The following is a 20,319-nucleotide window of genomic DNA, read 5'->3' as shown; positions in this document are numbered from 1 at the left end:
GCCCAGGTGGAGGAAGTTACGTGACCGGTTTCATCTCGAAGTGCGTCTTGCGTTCGGCGGCGCTTTCGTTTGCCATCGTCGCCGCGGGCGCCACGGCGGCATCGGCTGCCGACAAGATCACTATCATCGTCGGCGGCATGGAAAAGCAGATCTACCTGCCGGCCGTGCTCACCCAGCAGCTCGGCTACTTCAAGGATGAGGGGCTCGATGTCGAGCTGGTCAACTCCCGCGCCGGCGTCGAGGCCGAGAATGAGTTGCTGGCCGGTGCCGTGCAGGGCGTCGTCGGCTTCTATGATCACACCGTCGACTTGCAGTCGAAGGGCAAATACATCCAGTCGATCGTCCAGTTCAGCCAGGCGCCGGGCGAGGTCGAGCTGGTTTCGGCCAAGCATCCGGAAATCAAATCGCCGGCCGACTTCAAGGGCGCCACGCTCGGCGTCACCGGTCTTGGCTCCTCGACCGATTTCCTGACGCAGTATCTCGCCGTGCGCAACGGCCTGAAGCCGGGCGACTACACGCTGCTGCCGGTGGGCGCCGGCAACACTTTCATCGCCGCCGTCAAGCAGGACCAGATCCAGGCCGGCATGACCACCGAGCCGACCATCGCCAAGCTGCTTCAGACCGGCGAGGCCAACGTGCTGGTCGATATGCGCACGCCCGAAAAGACCAGGGAAGCGCTGGGCGGCGACTATCCGGCGGCATCCTTCTATGTCCAGTCCGCCTGGATCGAGAGCCATAAGGACGAGGCGCAGAAGCTCGCCAACGCTTTCGTCAAGACGATGAAGTATATCGCCAGCCATTCGGCCGAAGAGATCGCGGACCAGATGCCGAAGGATTATTACGCCGGCAACAAGGACCTCTATGTGCAAGGGTTGGCCGGCGGCAAGGCGATGTTCACGCCTGACGGCCGCATGCCCGCCGATGGCCCGGAGACGGTGCTGAAGGTGCTGTCGACCTTCTCGAAGAGCCTGCAGGGCAAGCAGATCGACCTGTCGAAGACCTATACCACGGCATTCGTCGACGCCGCCAAGTAGCGCCGACAGGGAGCCGGGCCTGCCGGCTCGGTCGTTGAAGAACAACAAGTTGCGCCGCTTGCCTGAATCAATTCGGCAGCGGCGCCTTTCCGGATACCGAGGCGCGGCGGGCCCATGGGCTCGAGCCCCAGTCATCCTCGCACCATCGCTACAGGAGTGTGCCATGCAGTTGCAAACCATGGCGGCCGAGAAATTGTCTCCGGCCGCGCCGCCGGCTGATGCCGCGATCGCCATCGACGATGTGACGCTGCGCTTCGTCACCCCCGACGGCCACATGATGACGGCCATCCGCGATTTCACCATGACGGTGGCGCGCGGCGAGTTCGCCTGCGTCGTCGGGCCGACCGGCTGCGGCAAGTCGACGACGCTTAACCTCGTCACCGGGCTGCTCAGGCCGACGACCGGCAATGTCCGCGTCATGAGCAATCCCGTAACCGAGATCAGCCGCGACATCGGTTTCGTCTTCCAGGCAGACGCGCTGTTTCCGTGGCGCAGCGTCATCGACAACGTCGCCGCCGGCCCGCTCTATCGCGGCACGCCGAAGGCTCAAGCCTATGACCGGGCGCGCGACTGGATCGCCCGCGTCGGCCTTGCGCGTTTCGAGAAACACTATCCGCACCAGCTCTCTGGCGGCATGCGCAAACGGGTCGCGCTAGCGCAAACCTTCATCAACCAGCCAAAGATCCTGCTGATGGACGAGCCGTTCAGCGCGCTCGACATGCAGACCCGCACCGCCATGCAGGACGAGCTGCTCGGCCTCTGGTCGGAACTCAAATCCTCCGTCGTCTTCGTCACTCACGATCTCGAGGAGGCGGTGGCGCTGGCCGACAAGGTCTATGTGCTCACCGCCGGGCCGGGCACGGTGAAGAGCGTCTACCGCATCGACCTGCCGCGCCCGCGTGTCATGGCCGACATCCGCTACGATCAGAAATTCATCGAGATCGCCAAGGTGATCTGGAACGACCTGCGCGAGGAAGTGCAGCTCGGCCAGAGCCGCGGCCTGCAGACCGGCCATTGAAAGGAGACTTGCCATGACCGCCATCTCTCCAGCCTCTCACCAAGCCGCCCGCGCGACCTCGATCGTCGCCGCGGAAGCCCGGGCGAGGGCGCGGCTGCGCCGCCGCCATGCCTTGGTCATCGGCCTGCGGCTCGCCATCCTGATCGTCTTCCTCGCTCTTTGGGAACTTGGCGCCGATCTCGGCGTCATCGATCCGTTCTTCTTCTCAAGCCCCTCCGGCATCTGGGAGCAGATCTGGTCCTGGGTCACCGAGGGCACCTCGCAGGGGCCGCTCTGGCTGCAGATCTATGTGACGCTCGAGGAAACTTTCCTCGGCTTCGCCATCGGCGCCGTCGGCGGCATCGCCGCCGGCATCATCCTTGGCCGCAACAAGCTCCTGGCGGATGTCTTCTCGATCTACATCAAGATCGCCAACTCGGTGCCGCGCGTCGTGCTGGGCTCGGTCTTCATCATAGCGCTCGGCCTCGGCATGGCCTCCAAGGTGGCGCTGGCCGTCGTCATGGTGTTCTTCGTGGTCTTCGCCAACGCCTTCCAGGGCGTGCGCGAGGCCGACAGGGCGATGATCGCCAACGCCCAGATCCTCGGCGCCTCACCCTATCAGATCACCACCACAGTCATCATTCCCTCGGCCATGAGCTGGATCCTGGCGAGCCTGCATGTCAGCTTTGGCTTCGCGCTGGTCGGCGCCGTGGTCGGCGAGTTCCTCGGCGCCAAGCAGGGCATGGGCTTGCTGATCTCGACCGCCCAGGGCGCGTTCAACGCCAATGGCGTCTTCGCCGCCATGATTATCCTGGCGGTGATGGCGCTGGTGGTGGAGTTCATCATCACCCGTTTCGAGAACTACGTCGTCAAATGGCGTCCGGCGCCGTTCAACGAGCAGGGGGCCTGACCGCTCCAGTCGGCCTGTCCTGGGGCGCGGCGAGCGGCAGCCGGACCTCGACCCTGAGCCCGCTGCCGGCGGCCCCGCCAAGCGCAACGCTGCCGCCGGCATTCTCGACCACCTCGCGTACGATCGCGAGTCCGAGCCCGCTGCCTTCCTCGGCAGCACCGGCAATGCGGTAGAAGCGCTCGAAGACCTGCTCGCGCTCTTCGGCCGGAATGCCGGGACCGGTGTCGGTGACCGTCAGCACGCCCTCGCGACCGATCGCGGCCAGCTGGACGGTCACCGTGCCGCCGGCTGGCGTGTATCGCAGCGCGTTGTCGACCAGGTTGACGATCATCTCGCGCAGCATGGTGCCGTCGCCGATGACGGGAACAGGTCCGGCTTCCTCGAGCCCAAGATCGATGTTGCGCTCGACGGCCTTCGGCGCATGTGTTTCCAGCACCTCGCGGGCGGCTTCGGTGAGGTCGATGCGGTCGGCACGCGGCCGGCTGCTGCCCGGCTCGGCGCGCGACAGCGTGAGCAGCTGTTCGGCCAGCCGCGCCAGCCGGCCGGAGCCTGCCTGTAGGGCCACCAGCGCCTCCTCGCGCCGGTCGGCGGCGCTTTCGCGCAGCACATAGCTCGCCTGTGTCGACATGAGCGCCAGCGGCGTACGCAGCTGGTGCGCGGCATTGGCGATGAAGCGGCGCTGCGCCGCCATCTGCGCCCGCACGCGCTCCATATAGGCGTTGAGCGCGTCGATCAGCGGCCGGATCTCGCTTTGCGCGCCCGGCACCTCGACCGGGTCGAGATCGCTGCGATCCGGCGAGCGCACCGTATCGCGCAGGCGCATCAGCGGCGCCAGCCCGCGGCGCAGGCCAAGCAGCACGAAGAGGCCGGCGATCGCCACCAGCGCCAGCTGCTGGGCAAAGGCGCTGAACCACAGCCGCTGCACCATCGCGTCATGGCCGGCGAGCGTGACGCCCACCGTGACCCTGATCGGCGAATCCGTGCCGGCGCCGATCACGGCATGGCTGAGCGTTGTCAGACGCAGCCGACGATCGCGATAGGAAGCCTCGATGCTGCCGCTCTGCGACGCCTGGGGGAGGTCGGGATATCCGGTCAGCAGCCGGCCGTTGGCGGTCTCGACCCGGTAGTAGACGCTGTCGCGGTCGCCGGTGTCGAACATCTCGATCGCCGCCGGCGGAATGGTGGCGTCGAGCACGCCTTCGGCCATCGCCACCCGCTCGGCGATCGCGCGCGCCGAGCCGACCAGCATCCGGTCGGTGACCAGATCTGCCGTCGCCAGCGCGTTGCGCTGGCTGGTCCACAGATTGACCGTCACCAGCGCGGTCAGCGGCAGCACCACCCAGGCCAGCAATTGCAGGCGGAGGCTGCTAATTTTCATGGCCCTAATCTTCATGGCGGAGCAGATAGCCAAGGCCGCGCAAGGTGGCGATCTGCACGCGCGAGCCTTCCAGCTTCTTGCGCAGCCGATGCACGTAGATCTCGATGGCGCTGGGATCGGCGTCGGTGTCGAAGTCGTAGATCGCCGTCGAGAGTGCCGCCTTGCTCACCGTGCGCCCCGCCTTGACTACCAGCTGTTCCAGCACCGCATGTTCGCGCGGCGTCAGCGAAAGCGCCGCGCCGCCGAGCGAGAACAGCCTTGTGTTGGTGTCGAAGACGAGGTCGCCGCAGGAGATGACGGGCGCTGTCCGGTCGTTGGCACGGCGCAGCTGCACGCGGATGCGCGCTTCCAGTTCCTCGATCTGGAAGGGTTTAGCCAGATAGTCGTCGGCGCCCTCGTTGAGGCCCTTCACCCGGCCGTCGAGACTGGCGTTGGCGGTGAGCACGATGACCGGCACCGGGTTGCCGCGTGCCCTCAGCCGCTTCAGCACCTCCATCCCGCCCATGCGCGGCAGGGCGAGGTCGAGGATGATCAGCGCATGGTCGCCGGCCGCCAGCGCATGCTCGACGTCCTCGCCGTCATGTACCACGTCGACGACGTAGCTCGCCTGGCGCAGCGTCTTGCTCAGCCAATCGGCCAGTTCGCGATTGTCTTCGACAAGCAGGAGCCGCATCGTCCATCGCTGTTCGGCAATGCCTCCATCCGGGTGGCGCCGGGCTTTCGCAAGCGCGGCCCGGCGGTCCGAACGGACAGTTTGAAAGCAATCGATAGTCTCGATCCGCGGACAAGGCAAACGCCGGCTGAAATCGGTTCCGTCGGTCAGCCTGAAGGCCCAATTCGCTCGCGCGATGGATAAAACCGAACGGTTCGGTTCAATTTATGTTGACGGTTCGTGTAACTCAGGTGAACGCTGGCTCGTTGTCCAGACCGTGAAACCTCGTCGGCTAACACTGCAAGTAGTTGATATTCAAACAAAAGAATGTGGCAGCCGCGCTGTTCACGCGATTTCAAGGTCGAACCGAACGGTTCGATTTGCACATCTTCGTGATTGGAAATGGCAATAGGACCGACCCATCTCGGGGTGGTCCGAGCGACGCGAATTTCCATTACGGCACGCCACTTGACGGACAGAATTTTGAAAATCTGGAGTACCTAAAATGAACAAGATTGCTCTTACCGCCGCGGTCCTTCTCGTTGCCACGGGCAGCGCCTTCGCCGGCAGCGACCATTACGGTTCCGACAACGTCAACCAGCCGGCCGTCACCCAGTCGGTTGCGCCGCGGTCGGGCGACAACATCGACCGCAGCATCACCGGTTCGATCCGCAAGTTCGAGCAGCACGATCTCAGGATCACGCCCGATCAGAACCAGCCGGAATCCGGCCAGGGCATTTGGGGCCGCTAGGCCTCCGTCCCGAACCGATCAGAACCACAACTCTCAAATCTGGAGTAACTGAAATGACCAAGATCGCTCTTACCGCCGCTGCCCTTCTCGTTGCCACTGGTGCTGCTTTCGCCGGCTCCGACAACTACGGTTCGGCTAACGCCAACCAACCGGCTGCTTCGGTCGACACCTCGTACACCGCTTCGGTCAAGAAGTCTGATGCGAATGTCCAGAAGCCCGTCACCCAGGGCAGCGACCGCGACCTGTTCGGCAACCACTAACCGGCCGCCAGCCCGACCTCTTCAAACTCACCCCTCAAATCTGGAGTAACTGAAATGACCAAGATCGCTCTTACCGCCGCTGCCCTTCTCGTTGCCACCGGTGCCGCTTTCGCCGGTTCCGACAACTACGGTTCGGCCAACGCCCACCAGCCGGCTGCTTCGGTCGATACCTCGTACACCGCTTCGGTCAAGAAGTCTGATGCGAACGTCCAGAAGCCGGTTACCCAGGGCGCCGACCGCGATCTGTTCGGCAACCACTAGACGGTCGATCGTCGATAGACCTGAAAGCGGCGGGTTTGTCCCGCCGCTCTGCTTTTATGGAGCCGGCTATCCGCAGGCCGGCTTGTGTCGTGACTATAGGCCCGGCTGCGCACAGAGGCGCTCTATTCCAAATCCTTCGGCCTGACGAAATGCGTCAGTCGCGCTCCGCCGAAGTCGAGGTTCGCCCAATCCTCCTTCACCGTGAACCGGGCCAGTGCCGCCGTCGGAAACTTCGCTTCGACTTTTTTGAACACGCCCTCATCCGATCCGGTGCCGGCGAGCCGCAGCACGAAATTCTGCAGGCCGGGATTGTGACCAATCACGATCAGGCTGGTGGCTTTCGCCTGCCGCACGCACGCCAGGATGGCGGCCGGCGCCGCCGCGTAGAGCTCCTCGGCGAATTCCGCTGGCCCATGCTTCGGCAATTCGGCGGCGACGAGTCGCCAGGTGTCGCGGGTGCGCAGCGCCGGCGAGACCAGTGCCAGATCCGGCAGCCAGCCGCGCCGCGAAAGCTCGCGCCCGATCAGCGGTGCCGTCTTCAGCCCGCGCGGGGCGAGCGGACGGTCGAAATCGGCGAGCTTGGGATCGTCCCGGCTCGACTTGGCATGGCGCAGCACAAGGAGTTGTCTGGGCGTCGCCATGGCAGTCCTACGGCGTGATGCGCGCCAGCTGTTCGAGGTCGGTTTCCTCGCGCAGCGGGTCGGGCGCCATCACCACTGAAGTGGCGTTGTCGGCGTCGTCGGCGAAATGGGCAAGCACGGTGTGGCCCTTTTCCATGCGCGCCTTGCCTTCGGCGACCAGCCCTAGCGCCAGCGGATAGAGCCGGTGCTCCACCTTCAGCACCCGCGCGGCTAAAGTGTCCTCGTTGTCGCCGACCATCACCGGCACGGCGGCCTGGGCGATGATCGGGCCGTCATCCATCTCGGGCGTGACGAAATGCACGGAGCAGCCATGGATGCGCACGCCCGCGCGGATGGCGCGCGCATGCGTGTCCAGCCCCTTGAAGGCAGGCAGAAGGGCAGGGTGGATGTTGACCATGCGCCCCTGCCATTTTTCGACCAGGCCGCGGCCGAGGATGCGCATATAGCCGGCCAGAGCCACGATCTCGGCGCCGAAGCCGGTAAGCGCGGCATCGATCGCAGCGTCATGTGCGTCCTTGCTCGGATGGTCGGCGCGCTGAATGACCTTGGTGGCGATGCCGCGCGACTGCGCGAGGCCGAGGCCCGCGGCGTTCGCACGATCGGAGATGACGCCGACGATCTCGGTCGGATAGGTCGGGTCGCTGGCTGCCGCGATCAGCGCCGTCATGTTGGAGCCGCGGCCCGAGATCAGGACGACCGTGCGTTTCCTGCTCATAGTTCGATCGAGCCCCGGTAGATGACGCCGGCGTCGCGGCGCGGCACGATGCGGCCGATCGGCGTCACCGTCTCGCCGGCTTCCTGCAGCACCGCTGCCACCTGCGCCGCCTGGCCGGAAGCAACGGCGAGGATCATGCCGATGCCGCAGTTGAAGGTGCGCATCATTTCTTGCGGCGCCACGCCGCCGGTCCTGGCGAGCCACGAGAATACAGGCGGTACGTCGATCGCTTCGAGGTCGAGCTCGGCGGAGAAATCCTTGGGCAGCACGCGCGGAATGTTTTCCGGAAAACCGCCGCCGGTGATGTGAGCCAGCGCCTTGATGCCATGCGTGTTGCGGATCGCCTTCAGGATCGACTTCACATAGATGCGCGTCGGCTCGAGCAGCGCTTCGGCGAGGCTGAGCTCATCGTTGAACGGCGCCGGATCGCTCCAGCCAAGCCCGCTGGCGTCGACGATGCGGCGCACCAGCGAAAAGCCGTTGGAGTGGAGGCCGGAGGAGGCGAGGCCAAGCAGCACGTCGCCCTCGACGATGTCGTCGGTGGGCAGCAACTGGCCGCGCTCGGCCGCGCCCACGGCAAAACCGGCAAGGTCGTAATCCTTGTCGTGATACATGCCGGGCATCTCGGCGGTCTCGCCGCCGATCAGCGCGCAGCCAGCCTGACGGCAGCCTTGCGCGATGCCGCCGACGATGGACGCGCCCTGGTCCGGATCGAGCTTGCCGGTGGCGAAATAGTCGAGGAAGAACAGCGGCTCGGCGCCCTGCACGACGATATCGTTGACGCACATGGCGACGAGGTCGATGCCGATCGTATCGTGCTTGCCGGAATCGATGGCGATCTTGAGCTTGGTGCCGACCCCGTCATTGGCCGCGACCAGCACCGGATCGGTGAAGCCGGCGGCTTTCAAATCGAACAGGCCGCCGAAGCCGCCGATCTCGCCGTCGGCGCCCGGCCGGCGCGTCGCGCGCACGAGCGGCTTGATCTTCTCGACCATGAGATTGCCGGCATCGATATCGACGCCTGCCTCGGCATAGGTGAGCCCGTTCTTGCGCTTGGCCTTGTCGCCGTTGCTCATCTTCGGCTCATCCCTGTTTCCATTGCGGGCTCATCGCATGAATGGTTTCGAGGGGCAAGGCGCGTGAGAGCCAATCTCCCCCTTGAGGGGAGATGTCGCCGGAGGCGACAGAGGGGGGTCGCCTCGCGTGGAGCTCCAGCGCCTTGTGCGCCAGAGATGGAGGTCGGCGATCGACGTGAGGCGACCCCCTGTGGCCTGCCGGCCATCTTCCCCCTCGAGCGGGGAGATCCGCAACTCCTCCCTTGCGTGCGCCTCTCATCTCCATCAACTATCTTCCAACAAAACCCATGATGGGACATCACGTGACCATACCCAACATGATCACGATCATGCGGCTGCTGCTGGTGCCGGCCGTGGTGCTGGCCATGCTGCAGGCGCGCTGGGACTGGGCCTTTACCGGCTTCCTCGTCGCCGGCATCTCCGACGGCGTCGACGGTTTCATCGCTCGCCGCTACCGGTTGTTCTCGCGGCTCGGCGCTTATCTCGATCCGGTCGCCGACAAGCTCCTCCTGGTCTCGGTCTTCGTCGTCATGGGTTATGCCGGGGAACTGCCGCTCTGGCTTGTCGTGACCATGGTCTCGCGCGACGCGCTGATCGTCTGCGCGGTGCTTTTGTCCAGCGTGATGGCGCAGCCGGTCGAGATGAAGCCGCTCTTGGTCTCCAAGGTGAACACCGCCGTGCAGATCGCGCTGGCGGCGCTTGTGCTGGGCGAGCTTGCCTTTTCCATGCATCTCTATCCGCTCCGGCCGGCGCTCATATTGCTCTCCGGGGTCTTGACCGTGGCTTCGGCCGCGGCCTATCTCGTGGCCTGGCTAAGGCATATGAGTGGCTATGGCGAAGGCTCCCGGACGAGCAACACCAAGTCGGGCAATTCCAGCACGGACACCTGACGGCGAAGCCTGGACGGCCGCGGCCTCGACCGCGTTGCGCCGGCAGATCGCATTCTGGCTGATCGTTGCCGTGCTTCTGGCGCTGTTCCTCTATGTCTTCTCCGGCATCCTCTTGCCCTTCGTCGCCGGCATGGTGCTCGCTTATTTTCTCGATCCGGTGGCCGATCGGCTGCAGCGGCTCGGCCTCTCCCGGCTGATGGCGACGGTGGTGATCCTCATTGCCTTCGTCGTCGTCGTGGTGCTCGCCTTCGTTATTCTGGTCCCTGTGCTGGCCACGCAGATGGCCGATTTCGCGCGCAAGCTGCCGGAATATCTCACCCGCCTGCAGTCGCTCATCACCAGCTTCGACCCGAAGTGGCTGGAGCAGCGTTTTGGCGTCAACGCGGCCAGCCTGCGCGAAGGACTGAACTCGCTGCTCACCACCGGCTTCGGGCTGCTCACCACCGTCTTCACCTCGATCTGGAGCTCGGGCGTGGCGCTGGTTTCGGTGGTCAGCCTCTTCGTCGTCACCCCGGTCGTTGCCTTCTACATGCTGCTCGACTGGGACCGGATGGTGGCCGTGGTCGACAGCTGGGTGCCGCGAGATTATGTCGAGACGGTCAGGGCGCTTGCCCGCGACATCAACACCGCCACCGCCGGCTTCGTGCGCGGGCAGGGCACGCTCTGCCTTGTGCTGGGCGCCATGTACGCTACCGGCCTGACGCTGACGGGGCTGAACTTCGCCATCCTCATCGGCTTCTTCGCCGGGCTGATCTCCTTCATCCCCTATGTGGGCTCGCTGACCGGGCTGGTGCTTGCTGTCGGCGTCGCCTTCGTCCAGTTCTGGCCGGATTGGACGATGATCGTGGCGGTGGTCTGCGTGTTCTTCGTCGGCCAGTTCATCGAGGGCAATATCCTGCAGCCGAGGCTGGTCGGCAAAAGCGTCGGCCTGCACCCGGTTTGGCTGATGTTCGCGCTCTTTGCCTTCGGTGCGCTGTTCGGCTTCGTCGGCCTGCTGATTGCGGTGCCGGCTTCGGCGGCCATTGCCGTGCTGGTGCGCTTTGCGATTGCCCGCTACCTCGAATCGCCGCTTTACAACGGCCATGCCACAGAGCCAGCACCTCCTTTGCCGGCGGATCGCGGCGGCGGCCGCCGCTCACAGCCGCGTGGCTGAAATGACTGGCGAACGAACCGATCCACCGCGCCAGCTGCCGCTCGATCTCGGCCACGGTACCGGCTACTCGCGCGACGAGCTCGTCGTCTCCGGGGCCAATGCGCAGGCCGCAGCACTGGTCGACCGCTGGCCGGACTGGCCCGCGCCGGTGGTGGTGCTCGCCGGCCCTCCCGGGTCCGGCAAGACGCATCTTGCCCAGATCTGGCAAGCGCATGCGCACGCTGTCGCCATCGCTCCCGACAGCATCGGCGAGCACATTGGCGGGCTTGGCGCGAGCCCCGCGCTGATCGACGACATCGACAAGCTCCCGATCGACGAGCAAGGCCTGTTCCACCTGATCAACACCGTGCGCGGCGCCGGCTCCACGCTGCTTCTGACGGCGCGGCGCTTTCCCTCTGCCTGGCGCGTCGTGCTGCCGGACCTCATCTCGCGGCTGAAAGCGGCTGCGACCATCGAGATCCACGAGCCGGACGACCTGCTGCTCGCCGGCGTTATCACCAAGCTCTTCGCCGACCGCCAGGTCGAGGTGGAGCCGCATGTCGTGCAATATCTGGTGCGGCGCATCGAACGCTCGCTGGCGACTGCCATGCGGGTCGTGGAGCGCCTCGACCGCGCCGCTCTCGAGCGCAAGACGCCGATCACCCGAGCGCTCGCCGCCGAGACCGTCAGCGCCATGGACGAGGGCCAGGGCGAGTTCGATATTTAGGATGTCGAGGAAGGCTGTTCCGGGATTGTGCGCTCTCTACGCCCATAATCCGGCCAGATGCCGAGCCAGCAGATAGACCCCCGTATGCGTCGCCACGTAGCATGCGGCGACAAAGACGAAGAGCACCAGGCTGGCGATCCGCGACGGGGCGACGCTGCCATTCTGCCTCTTGCTCGGCCGGTTGTTCCAGACCCACAGAGTAGCGCACAGGATTGCCCAGGCGACCGCGACCGGAACCGCGAAGCCATAATAGGCCAAATAGGCCGGGCCGATCAGCGACAGCAGCGCCTCGAGAATAGGCATCCAGAGTCCCCCTTGCCCCGTTTGCCCGGAGTCTAGAGCAACTCCGGGAAAAGTGCGTAGCGGTTTTCCGTCCGGAGTTGCGGGACGATCGTGGCTGTCCCATTTCGAGCCATTTCCCTGGCATCCATCTTGCAGTGTGGAAGAGGCCGGTTGATCCCGGTCCCGGTCACATTGCAGATCGGGTTGTAGGCTCGCCGGGCTCGAGGTTGTTGGGGACTCGCCCGGCGGGTTTACTCGGTTCCACGCCGACGGCTCCCTACAGAGATCAAGGCCTGTTGCTCGATGCTGGACACCTTCAGCCCGTCTTGCCATGGCTGGTGAGCAAGCGCAGCACTTGCACGCTCTTCGGCAGCTCGATCAGGAATTCCGCGTCGCGGTCGAGGTGGTGGACCTGGGTCGGCCCGCCGCCGGTGAAGCGCGCCATTGCCTCGATGCTCTCCCAATAGGAGATCGTCACGAACTCGGAATGGGTCGCCGTGTCCTCGCGAAATGTCTGGACGCCGACTGCCTTTTCGATGAGCGGCTTGATGCCGGTCTCGTAATTGTAAGCTTCATAATCGTCGGCTTTTTCCGGCAAGGTCCGGCCGCGCCAGATGCGGGCGATGGTGGGGGTCCTTGGAGTGTCGGCCATGGCAACAGAACTTCTGAAGGCCGACAGGGTTCCCGAAGCGCGGGCTCTAAGATGTTCAGGAAACTGGTCGGAGTGGCGTGATTCGAACACGCGACCCCCTGATCCCAAATCAGGTGCGCTACCAGGCTGCGCTACACTCCGAACGGCATCCCCATAGGGTTCCGAACCATTTTGAGCAAGCCCCAAAATGGAAGAGCGGAACGAACGGCGTACATTGGCAGAGTTCGGCACGCAAAGGTCCCACGGAAAGTCCCACAGTGTTGCCCAGTCGTTCCCCCTCCTGCTTTCGAGCCGAAGGTCAAAAATGTAATAAGTCTCGATGTCGGCTGCGGGCGATGGGCAGGCGCAGATACGCGGCGGCGTACGGATGCGCGCCTAGCAACATCTCTATCGACCGCGCCCGCCGTTGAGCTTCGCGTCACCACACATCCACGTAACGAGGCCAGAGTCCTGTCAAATTGATCAGCAGGCCTAATGGCGGGTGGGTCACGGCCGCTATTCGCGTCGGTACCCATGCGAAACTAAACGAACATCATAACGACGGTTGCCCCGATAATGATTCAGGACAAGCCCGCCGATCAGCATCGGCAGCAAGCTGCTGTCACGGTTAATGTTAGACTCGAACTGCCTTGAAACTGGCTTGTCGTTTTTCTTCGGCTTAACCATTCTCGTCTACTTCCCAGAAAGAGCGCTCTTCCCATGCGGTAGTGTGACACCCGTCCAGTCGAAGCCTAGACTGCACCCAATTGTCCACACGCAGCCATCTCACGTAGTTCCAGCGTTCCTAGTGGCCCCGCTGGCTCGCCCGTCGCCAATACAGCCGGGGAACGGGGGGCCTACGAGGAAGTTTTCGGGCATCATCGCGGTGTGTAGCGGTCAGGGGTGCTCGGAAATGAGGCCATCGCACCGCGCCCCGCAAGGCAGCGCTGCATCCCCATACGAGACAACTCCAACCCCTCCGGGGAAATATGCAAATTGGTGGAACTCGGGAGCAGCTGAGTTTCGAGAACCGTCAACGCCTCATCTGCGGATTGTGCAAGGCGGAGCCGCTCCCGAACCTGAGATGCTGCCGCAGCTCGGCTTCGTCATCAATGCCGTGCCCGCCGGCATACTGGCGCTGTCGCTCTGCTACGGCGCCTACATGACCGAGATATTCCGCTCCGGCATTCAGAGCATCGATCGGGGCCAATGGGAGGCCTCGCGCTCCATGGGTTCGGCTTCGCCTTGACCATGCGCCGCATCATCCTGCCGCAGGCATTGCCGGTCATCATTCCGCCGACCGGCAACCAGTTCATCTCGATGCTGAAGGATTCTTCGCTGGTCTCCGTCATCGGCGTTTGGGAGCTGATGTTCCTGGCACGAACGCTCGGCCAGAAGACCTTCTAGCACATGGAAATGCTGATCTCGGCCGCCATCATTTATTGGGTGCTGTCGATCTGCCTCGAGCTGATCCAGTCGCGGATCGAACGGCACTACGCCAGGAGCAAAGTGCGATGAGCGCGCGGGTTATCATTGAAGCCAGGGCAGTTTCCAAATGGCACGGCCAGTTCCACGAGCTGAAGGACATCAACCTGACTGTCCACAAAGGCGAGCGCATCGTCATCTGCGGGCCGTCCGGCTCGGGCAAGTCGACACTTGATCCGCTGCTTCAACCGCCTCGAAGCGCATCAGGGCGGCGATATCGTCGTCAACGGCGTCGCTCTGCATGGCAAGATGAAGAACGTCGCCGCCGTCCGCTCCAATGTTGGCATGGTGTTCCAGCACTTCAATCTGTTTCCGCATATGACGGTGTTGATGAACTGCATGGCCGGGCCAATGTGGGTCAAAGGTGTTTCCGCCATGGAAGCACGCAAGACCGCTATTCAGTTCCTCGAACGGGTCCGTATTCCCGAGCAGGCGAACAAGTTCCCGGTCCAGCTGTCGGGCGGCCAGCAACAGCGTGTCGCGATCGCCCGCAGCCTGTGCATGAAACCGGACGTCATGCTTTTCGACGAACCGACCTCTGCCCTCGACCCGGAAATGGTCTCGGAGGTGCTGGAGACCATGACTGGATTGGCCCGCGACGGCATGACCATGGTGTGTGTAACGCATGAGATGGGTTTTGCCCGTGCAGTGGCCGACCGCGTCATTTTCATGGACGCTGGGCAGATCGTCGAAGAGGGCACGCCCGACGAGTTTTTCAGTCACCCGCGCCACGAGCGAACGAAATTGTTCCTCAGCCAGATCTTGAAGCACTAGCCTTCCGGGAGAAGGTGGCTTTTCGACTTTCTTGCAGAAGCGGACAGCCCGCTCTCGGCCCCCAAGTCGGACATCCCTCCCATCGGTCGCACGGCCTAAGGAGGGGAATCCATAAAGGTTCAACGCCGGATCATCGACGATAGCGCGAACGCTGTGAGGGTGTCTCGCACACCGGGCAATGCGGAAATCTCCTGCCAGATCTGCCGTGTGCGATCGGCCTCCGTCGCCTCTACACGGACGACCAGGTCGAATTCGCCGCTCATCACGTCGCAGGCGACGACCTCTGGGATCCGTCGCAGTGCTTGAATGACGTCGGCCCCCGCATCCGGTCATTGCGATAAACAAACATCAGTGCCGCAATCGTTGAAGTCGCGATGCGTCCTTCGCCTGCAACGATCGTATATCCCCGAATTAGGCCATCCCGCTCCAGGCGTTCAATCCGCTGGCGGACGGCGTTGCGAGAAAGATTGACCCTCGCGGCCAGGTCCGCATGCGAAATACGCGCGTTCCTGGTCAGTTCCATAAGAATACGCTCGTCTGCCCGGTCAAGAAGCCTTTTCATGCGGCACCAATAGGAGTTTCTCTAGCTGCAAACAGGCTTTGCGCTGATAGGAACGCGTTCTCGGCACGAACCCGTAGATCAATACTACCTTCCGAAACAGCTATAAAAGTCGCAGCCGCAGCGAGAGCAAAGGCCGCCAGTGCTTGGCGCTCGTTGTCTTGCAACTGGCGGACGCGGCAATATCCCTTGAGAATTGCCTCCGCGCGCTCCCCATCCAGCGCCCCGTTGCTCAGCATCGTCCATCGAACCAACACGTCTGCCAGTTCTGCGATCAGGACATCGTCATGGCGAAGCCTGAAATTGATGATGCCACTGACGCAATCGCCGAGAAAAAACACATTGTCCGGAAACAGCGCCCCATGGATTGGTCCCCTTGGCAGTCCCTCCCTCTTTTCGGGAGAGGCAGGCATCAGCGTTCGATGGATCTGCGCGAGGCGCCGCCCGAGATCGAAACACTGGGCCGGGCTTGCGCAAGCCGATTGCGTGCCCTGGACAAAGCCGACCACCGCCACGAGCTTCCCGGACAAGACGGATCGTCGCCCCGCCCGTTTCGGTGCGGAACGTTTTAGGGCAGGGAACACACGCGGCCGACAACAACTCCATGGTCCGAAACGCGCGTTCAAGATCGAACGGCTCAGCGCCGTTTTCAAACAGAGTGACGATGTACTCGCCCCGCTGTGACCGGAAGAGATAGGTCGTCTCGGTATCTCCGTCGGCAATGCCAATCACCGAGGTCAGCGGGGCTATGCCGTAGGCGACCGAAATCGCTTCGCGGTCATCGTCGGAAAGCTGGGTAAATACGGCCATGGTCGATTCGGGAGTTAAATGCGTTTCAGCACAACAGAGGAGGACTGCGCGACGCCGAAAATCTGATCCAGTTGTGCACGGCTGAACGAGCCATCGGCCTCAGCAGCCTGGCGAAGGCTTGTGCCGGAAGCGAGCGCCGCCTTGGCCAAGAGTGCAGCCTTGCTATATCCGACAACTGGATTGAGCGATGCGGCCAGAATGAGCGACTGATCATAGAGAAAGCGGCAGCGATCGGCATCCGCCTCGATGCCGTCGACGCAACGTTCGCGCAGGATATCCATGCCGCGCGCCAGAAGTCGCATCGATTGCAGGATGTTGAGAACGATCACGGGCTCCATCGCGTTTAACTGCAATTGTCCAGCGCTCGCCGCCAGTGTCACCGTCAGATCGTTGCCAATGATTTGAAAGCCAATCTGGTTCATCATCTCGGGAATGACTGGGTTGACCTTGCCCGGCATGATCGACGAGCCGGCCTGTCGCGGAGGCAATCTGATTTCACCAAGGCCAGCCCGAGGGCCACTGGAGAGCAGCCTCAAATCGTTACATATCTTGGAAAGCTTGACAGCGATCCGCTTCAGCGTGCCCGAAAACGACACAAAGGCTCCGGTGTCGGACGTTGCTTCCACGAAGTTGCGTGCCGGAACCATTTCAAGCCGAGAAATTTCCGAAAGATGACGGCAGGCGCTGACTGAGAATCCCTCGGGCGCATTTAAGCCGGTGCCGATGGCGGTGCCTCCGAGGTTCATTTCCCGCATCAGTTCCATGGCTTTTCGAAGCTGGATTATGTCTTCGTCAATGGTCTCGGCAAAAGCGTCGAACTCCTGACCAAGGAACATTGGAACCGCGTCCTGCAACTGGGTGCGTCCGACCTTGGCGATATTAGCGAATTCCTCACCCTTTCTGCCAAAGGTATCTCGCAGCCTTCGCTGCGCTTCGAGCACGACGGCGCAGCCGCGCATCACCGTTACCCGGATGGCCGTCGGATAGACATCGTTAGTCGACTGGGACAGGTTGACATGGTCATTGGGGTGAACCGCGGCGTAGTCGCCCGGCACCTTGCCTATCTCCAGAAGCGCCAGGTTCGCGACCACCTCATTGACGTTCATGTTGGTCGAGGTCCCGGCGCCTCCCTGCATCATGTCGATCGGGAAATGGTCGGTGAGGTCCTCGCAGGTGATCAGTCGATCGCAGGCTCGATCGATTGCATCGGCAACATCGGGAGCCAGTAGTTGCAGCTCCTTGTTGGTTCGTGCAGCCGCCTTTTTGACCATGGCAAGCGATTGAACGAATTCCGGGAAGTCCCGCAGGCGGATTCCGGATACGTCGAAATTCTCCGCTGCCCTCAGCGTGTGGATGCCGAACAGCGCGTCGGCGGGCAGATCCCGCTCGCCGAGCATATCGGTTTCGGTCCTCTCAACGGTCATCATATCCCCTCGCGCAAGAGCCTTAGGCACGCAGCGCCTGGTCAAGATCCTCGATCAGGTCGTCCACCGACTCCAGGCCAATGGAAAGGCGAAAGACGCCGTCTCCCGCGAAGGCGCGGTAGTCGTCGAGCTGAGCGCCCCGCAGACCGTAAGTCGATTTCATCATTTCGTTCGTATCGAGAAGGACAACGATGCTGCGCTGGTGACCAAGCGAAAAGGCGTAGTGCGCTACGCGGAGCCTGTCAGCGAGTTGGGCTGCCATCGCCTGCGGGTCGTCGGTCTGGAAGGTCAGAACTCCCCCGAATACATCCATCTGACGTGTTGCCAAGGCACGCTGCGGATGGCTTTCCAGGCCGGGGTAGGTGACAGACCTGATTTTTGGATGCTTGGCGAGAAAACGGGCGATCTGCATCGCAGAAGCGGACATGGTCCGGAGCCTGGGAAAGAGCGTGTCGATCCCGCGCATGATGAGCCAGGCATTCTGGGCAGACAAAGAAGCGCCGAGATAAACTCCAGTACGAGAGCGGATTTTTTCCACCAGATCCTTGCGCCCGCACACGGCGCCACCCAAGGCGTCGCCGTGCCCGTTGATGAACTTGGTCAGGGAGTGAATGACGAGATCGATGCCGAGTGCGGCCGGGCGGGTCGCGACCGGCGTGGCAAGCGTGGAATCGACGGAAACCAGCGCGCCGCGTTCGTGTGCCAGCTTCGCGACTTCGGCCAGATCGGTCAGGCGCAGGATTGGATTGCAGGGGCTTTCGCAGTGGACGAGCCGCGTGTTGGGTCGGAAGGCTGCGACAACGTCGCCAATGACCGACATGTTCACGGCGCTCACCTCGATCCCGTACTCGGGCAATATGCGGTGTGCCAGTTCGTAGGCGCCGGCATAGCAGACGTCGCTGATGATCAGATGGTCCCCCCTTTGAGAAAGGTCAGGAAGGTGGCTGCGATCGCGGCCACGCCGGTTGCTGTTGCGAGCGCATCCTCCGCACCTTCGAGTGCGGCCATGCGCTGCTCGAGTTGCCGCACGGTCGGATTGGTCCAGCGGGCATACAGAAACGGCAGAGCAGTCAGGTCTGATACCCCGTCCGCGGAAAAGGCGCCGTCACCAGGAACCAACATGTTGTTGACCGACATTGAGATGTTGGGCGCGATAGCCTTCGTGATCGGATCGATGATCAGTCCGCCGTCGAGCGCCAGGGTTTCCCGACGTAGGACGACACCGCCGCTTACGGGCGGCAACAGCGTCATGCGTGCATTCGAGCCCCAACTGTCAGTTGCGAAGGGAGTAGAGATGTTCGAGGACATGGAAGACCTTCCTGCAGAATTCCTGGAATTTCATCGTCTTGGGGCCGAGCTGATAATTCAGCTGCGAACCGGGATTTGCGCCTCGACGAGCCTGAAGGTGCGGGTGATCAGAAGCGTCAGCAAGATGTAGAACACCGTGACGATCATCAGCGGTTCATAAACGAGCAGGGTGTCCTGCCTCACCTTGTACGCGACGGCGTAGAGATCCATCACTGTCACGGTGAAGGCGAGGGGTGTCGCTTTCAGTTGCAGAACCACCTCGCCAGCTATCGTCGGCAGTGCGATACGTATGGCGCGAGGCAGCCAGATCCGTCTCAACAGCGTCCAGGAAGTCATACCGAACGAGCGACCTGCCTCGAGCTCGCCTTTCGGGACGGCGAGAAGCGCACCCCGCAGGACTTCGGCCTCATAGGCGGCGTAGTTGAGCGTGAAACTGAGCGCTGCGAAGAAGAAGCCCTCCCGCACTATCGGCCAGAGGAAGCTCGCGCGCAGCCCTGGTATCATCGGCAGCAGCGAACCGATGCCGTAATAGAGCAACCACAATTGGATCAAAAGTGGCGTGCCGCGAAGGCAGGTGCAGTAGCAACGGGCAAGCCATTTCAGCCATCGCGGACCGCTGACCTGCGCGAGCGCAAGACCGATCGCCAGAATGAAGCCGACCCCGACGGAAATGACGAGAAGGAGGACTGTCTGAACCGCGCCTGCGGCAATGAGCGGCCAATAGGACGATACCCATGAGAAATTCATCGCGAGCGTCCTAAGCGGTTTTCGGCTGCCCGCGTCGATAGCGGCTCTCGAGGAGGCCGAAGACGACGTTGGAGACAAGCGTGATGACGAGATAGACGGCAGCGGCGACCAGGAAGAACAGAAAATAGTGCTTCGTGTTGCCGGCCGCGATCCGCGTGGCGAGCGCCAACTCCTGATAGCCGACGACCGCGATCAACGCACTGTCCTTCGTCACCGACATCCAGAGGTTGGCAAGCCCAGGCAGGGCATTCGGGATCAATGCCGGCAGAGCGATACGGCGAAACCTCAACCATGGGCGCATGCCGAAGGAACTGGCGGCCTCGATCTGTCCAACAGGAATCGCCAGGATTGCGCCACGAAACACTTCGGTCATGTAGGCGCCCTGGACGATTCCGAGCACTGCGATTGCCGCGACAAACCCGTTGATCTCGACATTGGGAAGCCCGAAGCTCGAGAGAATTCGGTTCAGACCGTCAGTGCCGGCATAGTACAGACCGATAATCAGGATCAGTTCGGGAATGGCCCGAACCGCAGTCGTATAGACGTCGAGAAGAAGCAGGACCGGCGGGTTGCCCTTGAGTTTGCCAAGAGCCCCGCCAAGACCAATCAGCATCCCGAGAAGGTAAGCACCCAACGATATCGAAATGGTAGAAAGCGCGCCTTTGAGAAGCACGCCGCCCCATCCAGGCGGATAGGGGGAAAGCATTTCTAGGATCGACTGGGAGGTCGACATCTGAGTTCAACCTTGATTTTTGGGCGGGAACGAGAGCCGCGAAGCGCGATGCTTCGCATCCGGCGAACAACGCCGGCGGTGCACCGGCCAATGACCCGAGACATAACCGGCGGACAAGCGGGCTACGGCAGATGCGCTTACG

At 62.8% G+C, this 20,319-nt stretch carries 20 protein-coding genes, 1 tRNA gene and 4 pseudogenes; 11 read left to right on the top strand and 14 right to left on the bottom strand.

The features are described from left to right. Window positions 1-47: 47 nt before the first annotated feature. The 3 genes from EJ078_RS04930 to EJ078_RS04920 all read left to right on the top strand — a co-directional run bounded on the left by EJ078_RS04930 (window position 48) and on the right by EJ078_RS04920 (window position 2,941). Window positions 48-1,034, top strand: a complete 987-nt coding sequence (locus tag EJ078_RS04930; RefSeq protein ID WP_245459230.1) for an ABC transporter substrate-binding protein — start codon at window positions 48-50, stop codon at window positions 1,032-1,034. A 163-nt stretch (window positions 1,035-1,197) separates the two neighbouring features. Beyond that, window positions 1,198-2,052 carry an ABC transporter ATP-binding protein gene (locus EJ078_RS04925; protein ID WP_067330438.1) on the top strand — a complete coding sequence of 285 codons (855 nt, stop codon included), beginning with the start codon at window positions 1,198-1,200 and terminating at the stop codon, window positions 2,050-2,052. Between the two features lie 13 nt (window positions 2,053-2,065). After that, complete coding sequence (locus EJ078_RS04920) at window positions 2,066-2,941, top strand: ABC transporter permease (protein WP_067330441.1); 876 nt, start codon at window positions 2,066-2,068, stop codon at window positions 2,939-2,941. On the opposite strand, the gene EJ078_RS04915 is transcribed toward EJ078_RS04920, so the two are convergent. Together EJ078_RS04915 and EJ078_RS04910 are read right to left on the bottom strand one after the other, a co-directional pair. Then, window positions 2,922-4,319, bottom strand: coding sequence for a sensor histidine kinase (locus EJ078_RS04915; RefSeq protein WP_127216814.1), 1,398 nt, complete (start codon window positions 4,317-4,319; stop codon window positions 2,922-2,924). The two genes, EJ078_RS04920 and EJ078_RS04915, sit on opposite strands and share 20 nt — an antisense overlap. Before the next feature lie 4 nt (window positions 4,320-4,323). Next, on the bottom strand, window positions 4,324-4,992 hold the full coding sequence (locus EJ078_RS04910) for a response regulator (protein WP_067330446.1): 669 nt from the start codon (window positions 4,990-4,992) through the stop codon (window positions 4,324-4,326). Window positions 4,993-5,476: 484 nt separating this feature from the next. Between EJ078_RS04910 and EJ078_RS04905 the strand changes: the two genes are divergently transcribed. The 3 genes from EJ078_RS04905 to EJ078_RS04895 are packed head-to-tail and all read left to right on the top strand — an operon-like array spanning window position 5,477 to window position 6,243. Further along, complete coding sequence (locus EJ078_RS04905; RefSeq protein WP_127216815.1) at window positions 5,477-5,722, top strand: DUF680 domain-containing protein; 246 nt, start codon at window positions 5,477-5,479, stop codon at window positions 5,720-5,722. Between the two features lie 53 nt (window positions 5,723-5,775). Continuing rightward, window positions 5,776-5,982: a DUF680 domain-containing protein gene (locus EJ078_RS04900; protein WP_066995857.1), complete on the top strand. Its 207-nt coding sequence runs from the start codon at window positions 5,776-5,778 to the stop codon at window positions 5,980-5,982. A 54-nt stretch (window positions 5,983-6,036) separates the two neighbouring features. After that, entirely contained in the window at window positions 6,037-6,243 is a 207-nt protein-coding gene (locus EJ078_RS04895) for a DUF680 domain-containing protein (protein WP_067330449.1), read from the top strand. A 122-nt stretch (window positions 6,244-6,365) separates the two neighbouring features. Here the strand turns inward: EJ078_RS04895 and EJ078_RS04890 are convergent, their stop codons facing one another. From EJ078_RS04890 to purM, 3 genes are read right to left on the bottom strand one after another with little or no spacing between them, the layout of a single operon-like run. Further along, complete coding sequence (locus tag EJ078_RS04890; RefSeq protein WP_067330453.1) at window positions 6,366-6,884, bottom strand: histidine phosphatase family protein; 519 nt, start codon at window positions 6,882-6,884, stop codon at window positions 6,366-6,368. A gap of 7 nt (window positions 6,885-6,891) precedes the next feature. Next, the gene (purN, locus tag EJ078_RS04885; RefSeq protein WP_066995863.1) at window positions 6,892-7,599 is read right to left on the bottom strand and encodes a phosphoribosylglycinamide formyltransferase; all 708 of its coding nucleotides are present in this window, start codon (window positions 7,597-7,599) and stop codon (window positions 6,892-6,894) included. Continuing rightward, window positions 7,596-8,675, bottom strand: a complete 1,080-nt coding sequence (gene purM, locus EJ078_RS04880) for a phosphoribosylformylglycinamidine cyclo-ligase (RefSeq protein ID WP_067330457.1) — start codon at window positions 8,673-8,675, stop codon at window positions 7,596-7,598. The genes purN and purM overlap by 4 nt, the downstream gene beginning before the upstream one ends. A 302-nt stretch (window positions 8,676-8,977) precedes the next feature. On the opposite strand from purM, the gene EJ078_RS04875 reads away from it, so the two are divergent. From EJ078_RS04875 to hdaA, 3 genes are read left to right on the top strand one after another with little or no spacing between them, the layout of a single operon-like run. After that, complete coding sequence (locus EJ078_RS04875; protein ID WP_127215637.1) at window positions 8,978-9,565, top strand: CDP-alcohol phosphatidyltransferase family protein; 588 nt, start codon at window positions 8,978-8,980, stop codon at window positions 9,563-9,565. Then, window positions 9,507-10,718 carry an AI-2E family transporter gene (locus EJ078_RS04870; RefSeq protein WP_067330460.1) on the top strand — a complete coding sequence of 404 codons (1,212 nt, stop codon included), beginning with the start codon at window positions 9,507-9,509 and terminating at the stop codon, window positions 10,716-10,718. Before EJ078_RS04875 ends, EJ078_RS04870 begins: the two co-directional genes overlap by 59 nt. A 1-nt stretch (window position 10,719) precedes the next feature. Beyond that, window positions 10,720-11,424: a DnaA regulatory inactivator HdaA gene (gene hdaA / locus EJ078_RS04865; RefSeq protein WP_127215638.1), complete on the top strand. Its 705-nt coding sequence runs from the start codon at window positions 10,720-10,722 to the stop codon at window positions 11,422-11,424. A gap of 36 nt (window positions 11,425-11,460) precedes the next feature. Here the strand turns inward: hdaA and EJ078_RS04860 are convergent, their stop codons facing one another. The 3 genes from EJ078_RS04860 to EJ078_RS04850 all read right to left on the bottom strand — a co-directional run bounded on the left by EJ078_RS04860 (window position 11,461) and on the right by EJ078_RS04850 (window position 12,499). Continuing rightward, window positions 11,461-11,727 (bottom strand): hypothetical protein, encoded by a 267-nt coding sequence (locus EJ078_RS04860; RefSeq protein ID WP_127215639.1) that lies wholly within the window; start codon window positions 11,725-11,727, stop codon window positions 11,461-11,463. A 295-nt stretch (window positions 11,728-12,022) separates the two neighbouring features. Then, a complete protein-coding gene (locus EJ078_RS04855; protein ID WP_067330472.1) occupies window positions 12,023-12,358 on the bottom strand; it encodes a hypothetical protein in 336 nt (111 codons plus the stop codon). A gap of 64 nt (window positions 12,359-12,422) precedes the next feature. Continuing rightward, window positions 12,423-12,499: transfer RNA gene (locus tag EJ078_RS04850), tRNA-Pro, on the bottom strand. Window positions 12,500-13,424: 925 nt separating this feature from the next. Between EJ078_RS04850 and EJ078_RS04845 the strand changes: the two are divergent. Continuing rightward, window positions 13,425-13,855 (top strand): annotated as a pseudogene (locus tag EJ078_RS04845) (amino acid ABC transporter permease); the annotation flags it as partial. Further along, window positions 13,852-14,596 (top strand): annotated as a pseudogene (locus EJ078_RS04840) (amino acid ABC transporter ATP-binding protein). The pseudogenes EJ078_RS04845 and EJ078_RS04840, both read left to right, overlap by 4 nt. 119 nt (window positions 14,597-14,715) lie before the next feature. Here EJ078_RS04840 and EJ078_RS04835 read toward each other — a convergent pair. From EJ078_RS04835 to EJ078_RS04810, 6 genes and pseudogenes are all read right to left on the bottom strand, one after another. Beyond that, window positions 14,716-15,158 (bottom strand): annotated as a pseudogene (locus tag EJ078_RS04835) (Lrp/AsnC family transcriptional regulator). After that, entirely contained in the window at window positions 15,155-15,664 is a 510-nt protein-coding gene (locus EJ078_RS30135) for a phosphotransferase (protein ID WP_245459114.1), read from the bottom strand. Before EJ078_RS30135 ends, EJ078_RS04835 begins: the two are co-directional and overlap by 4 nt. A 315-nt stretch (window positions 15,665-15,979) precedes the next feature. After that, a complete protein-coding gene (locus tag EJ078_RS04825) occupies window positions 15,980-17,389 on the bottom strand; it encodes an aspartate ammonia-lyase (RefSeq protein ID WP_127215642.1) in 1,410 nt (469 codons plus the stop codon). A gap of 22 nt (window positions 17,390-17,411) precedes the next feature. Next, window positions 17,412-18,640 (bottom strand): annotated as a pseudogene (locus tag EJ078_RS04820) (aminotransferase class I/II-fold pyridoxal phosphate-dependent enzyme). Window positions 18,641-18,754: 114 nt separating this feature from the next. Beyond that, window positions 18,755-19,444, bottom strand: coding sequence for an ABC transporter permease (locus EJ078_RS04815; RefSeq protein ID WP_095800025.1), 690 nt, complete (start codon window positions 19,442-19,444; stop codon window positions 18,755-18,757). 10 nt (window positions 19,445-19,454) lie between these two features. Beyond that, complete coding sequence (locus EJ078_RS04810) at window positions 19,455-20,177, bottom strand: ABC transporter permease subunit (RefSeq protein WP_067330484.1); 723 nt, start codon at window positions 20,175-20,177, stop codon at window positions 19,455-19,457. Between the last annotated feature and the right edge of the window lie 142 nt (window positions 20,178-20,319).

The organism is Mesorhizobium sp. M1A.F.Ca.IN.022.06.1.1, assembly GCF_003952605.1.
Classification (GTDB): domain Bacteria; phylum Pseudomonadota; class Alphaproteobacteria; order Rhizobiales; family Rhizobiaceae; genus Mesorhizobium.
Note: the sequence above shows the minus strand (reverse complement) of the source record. Positions and strands in the feature narration are given on the sequence as shown.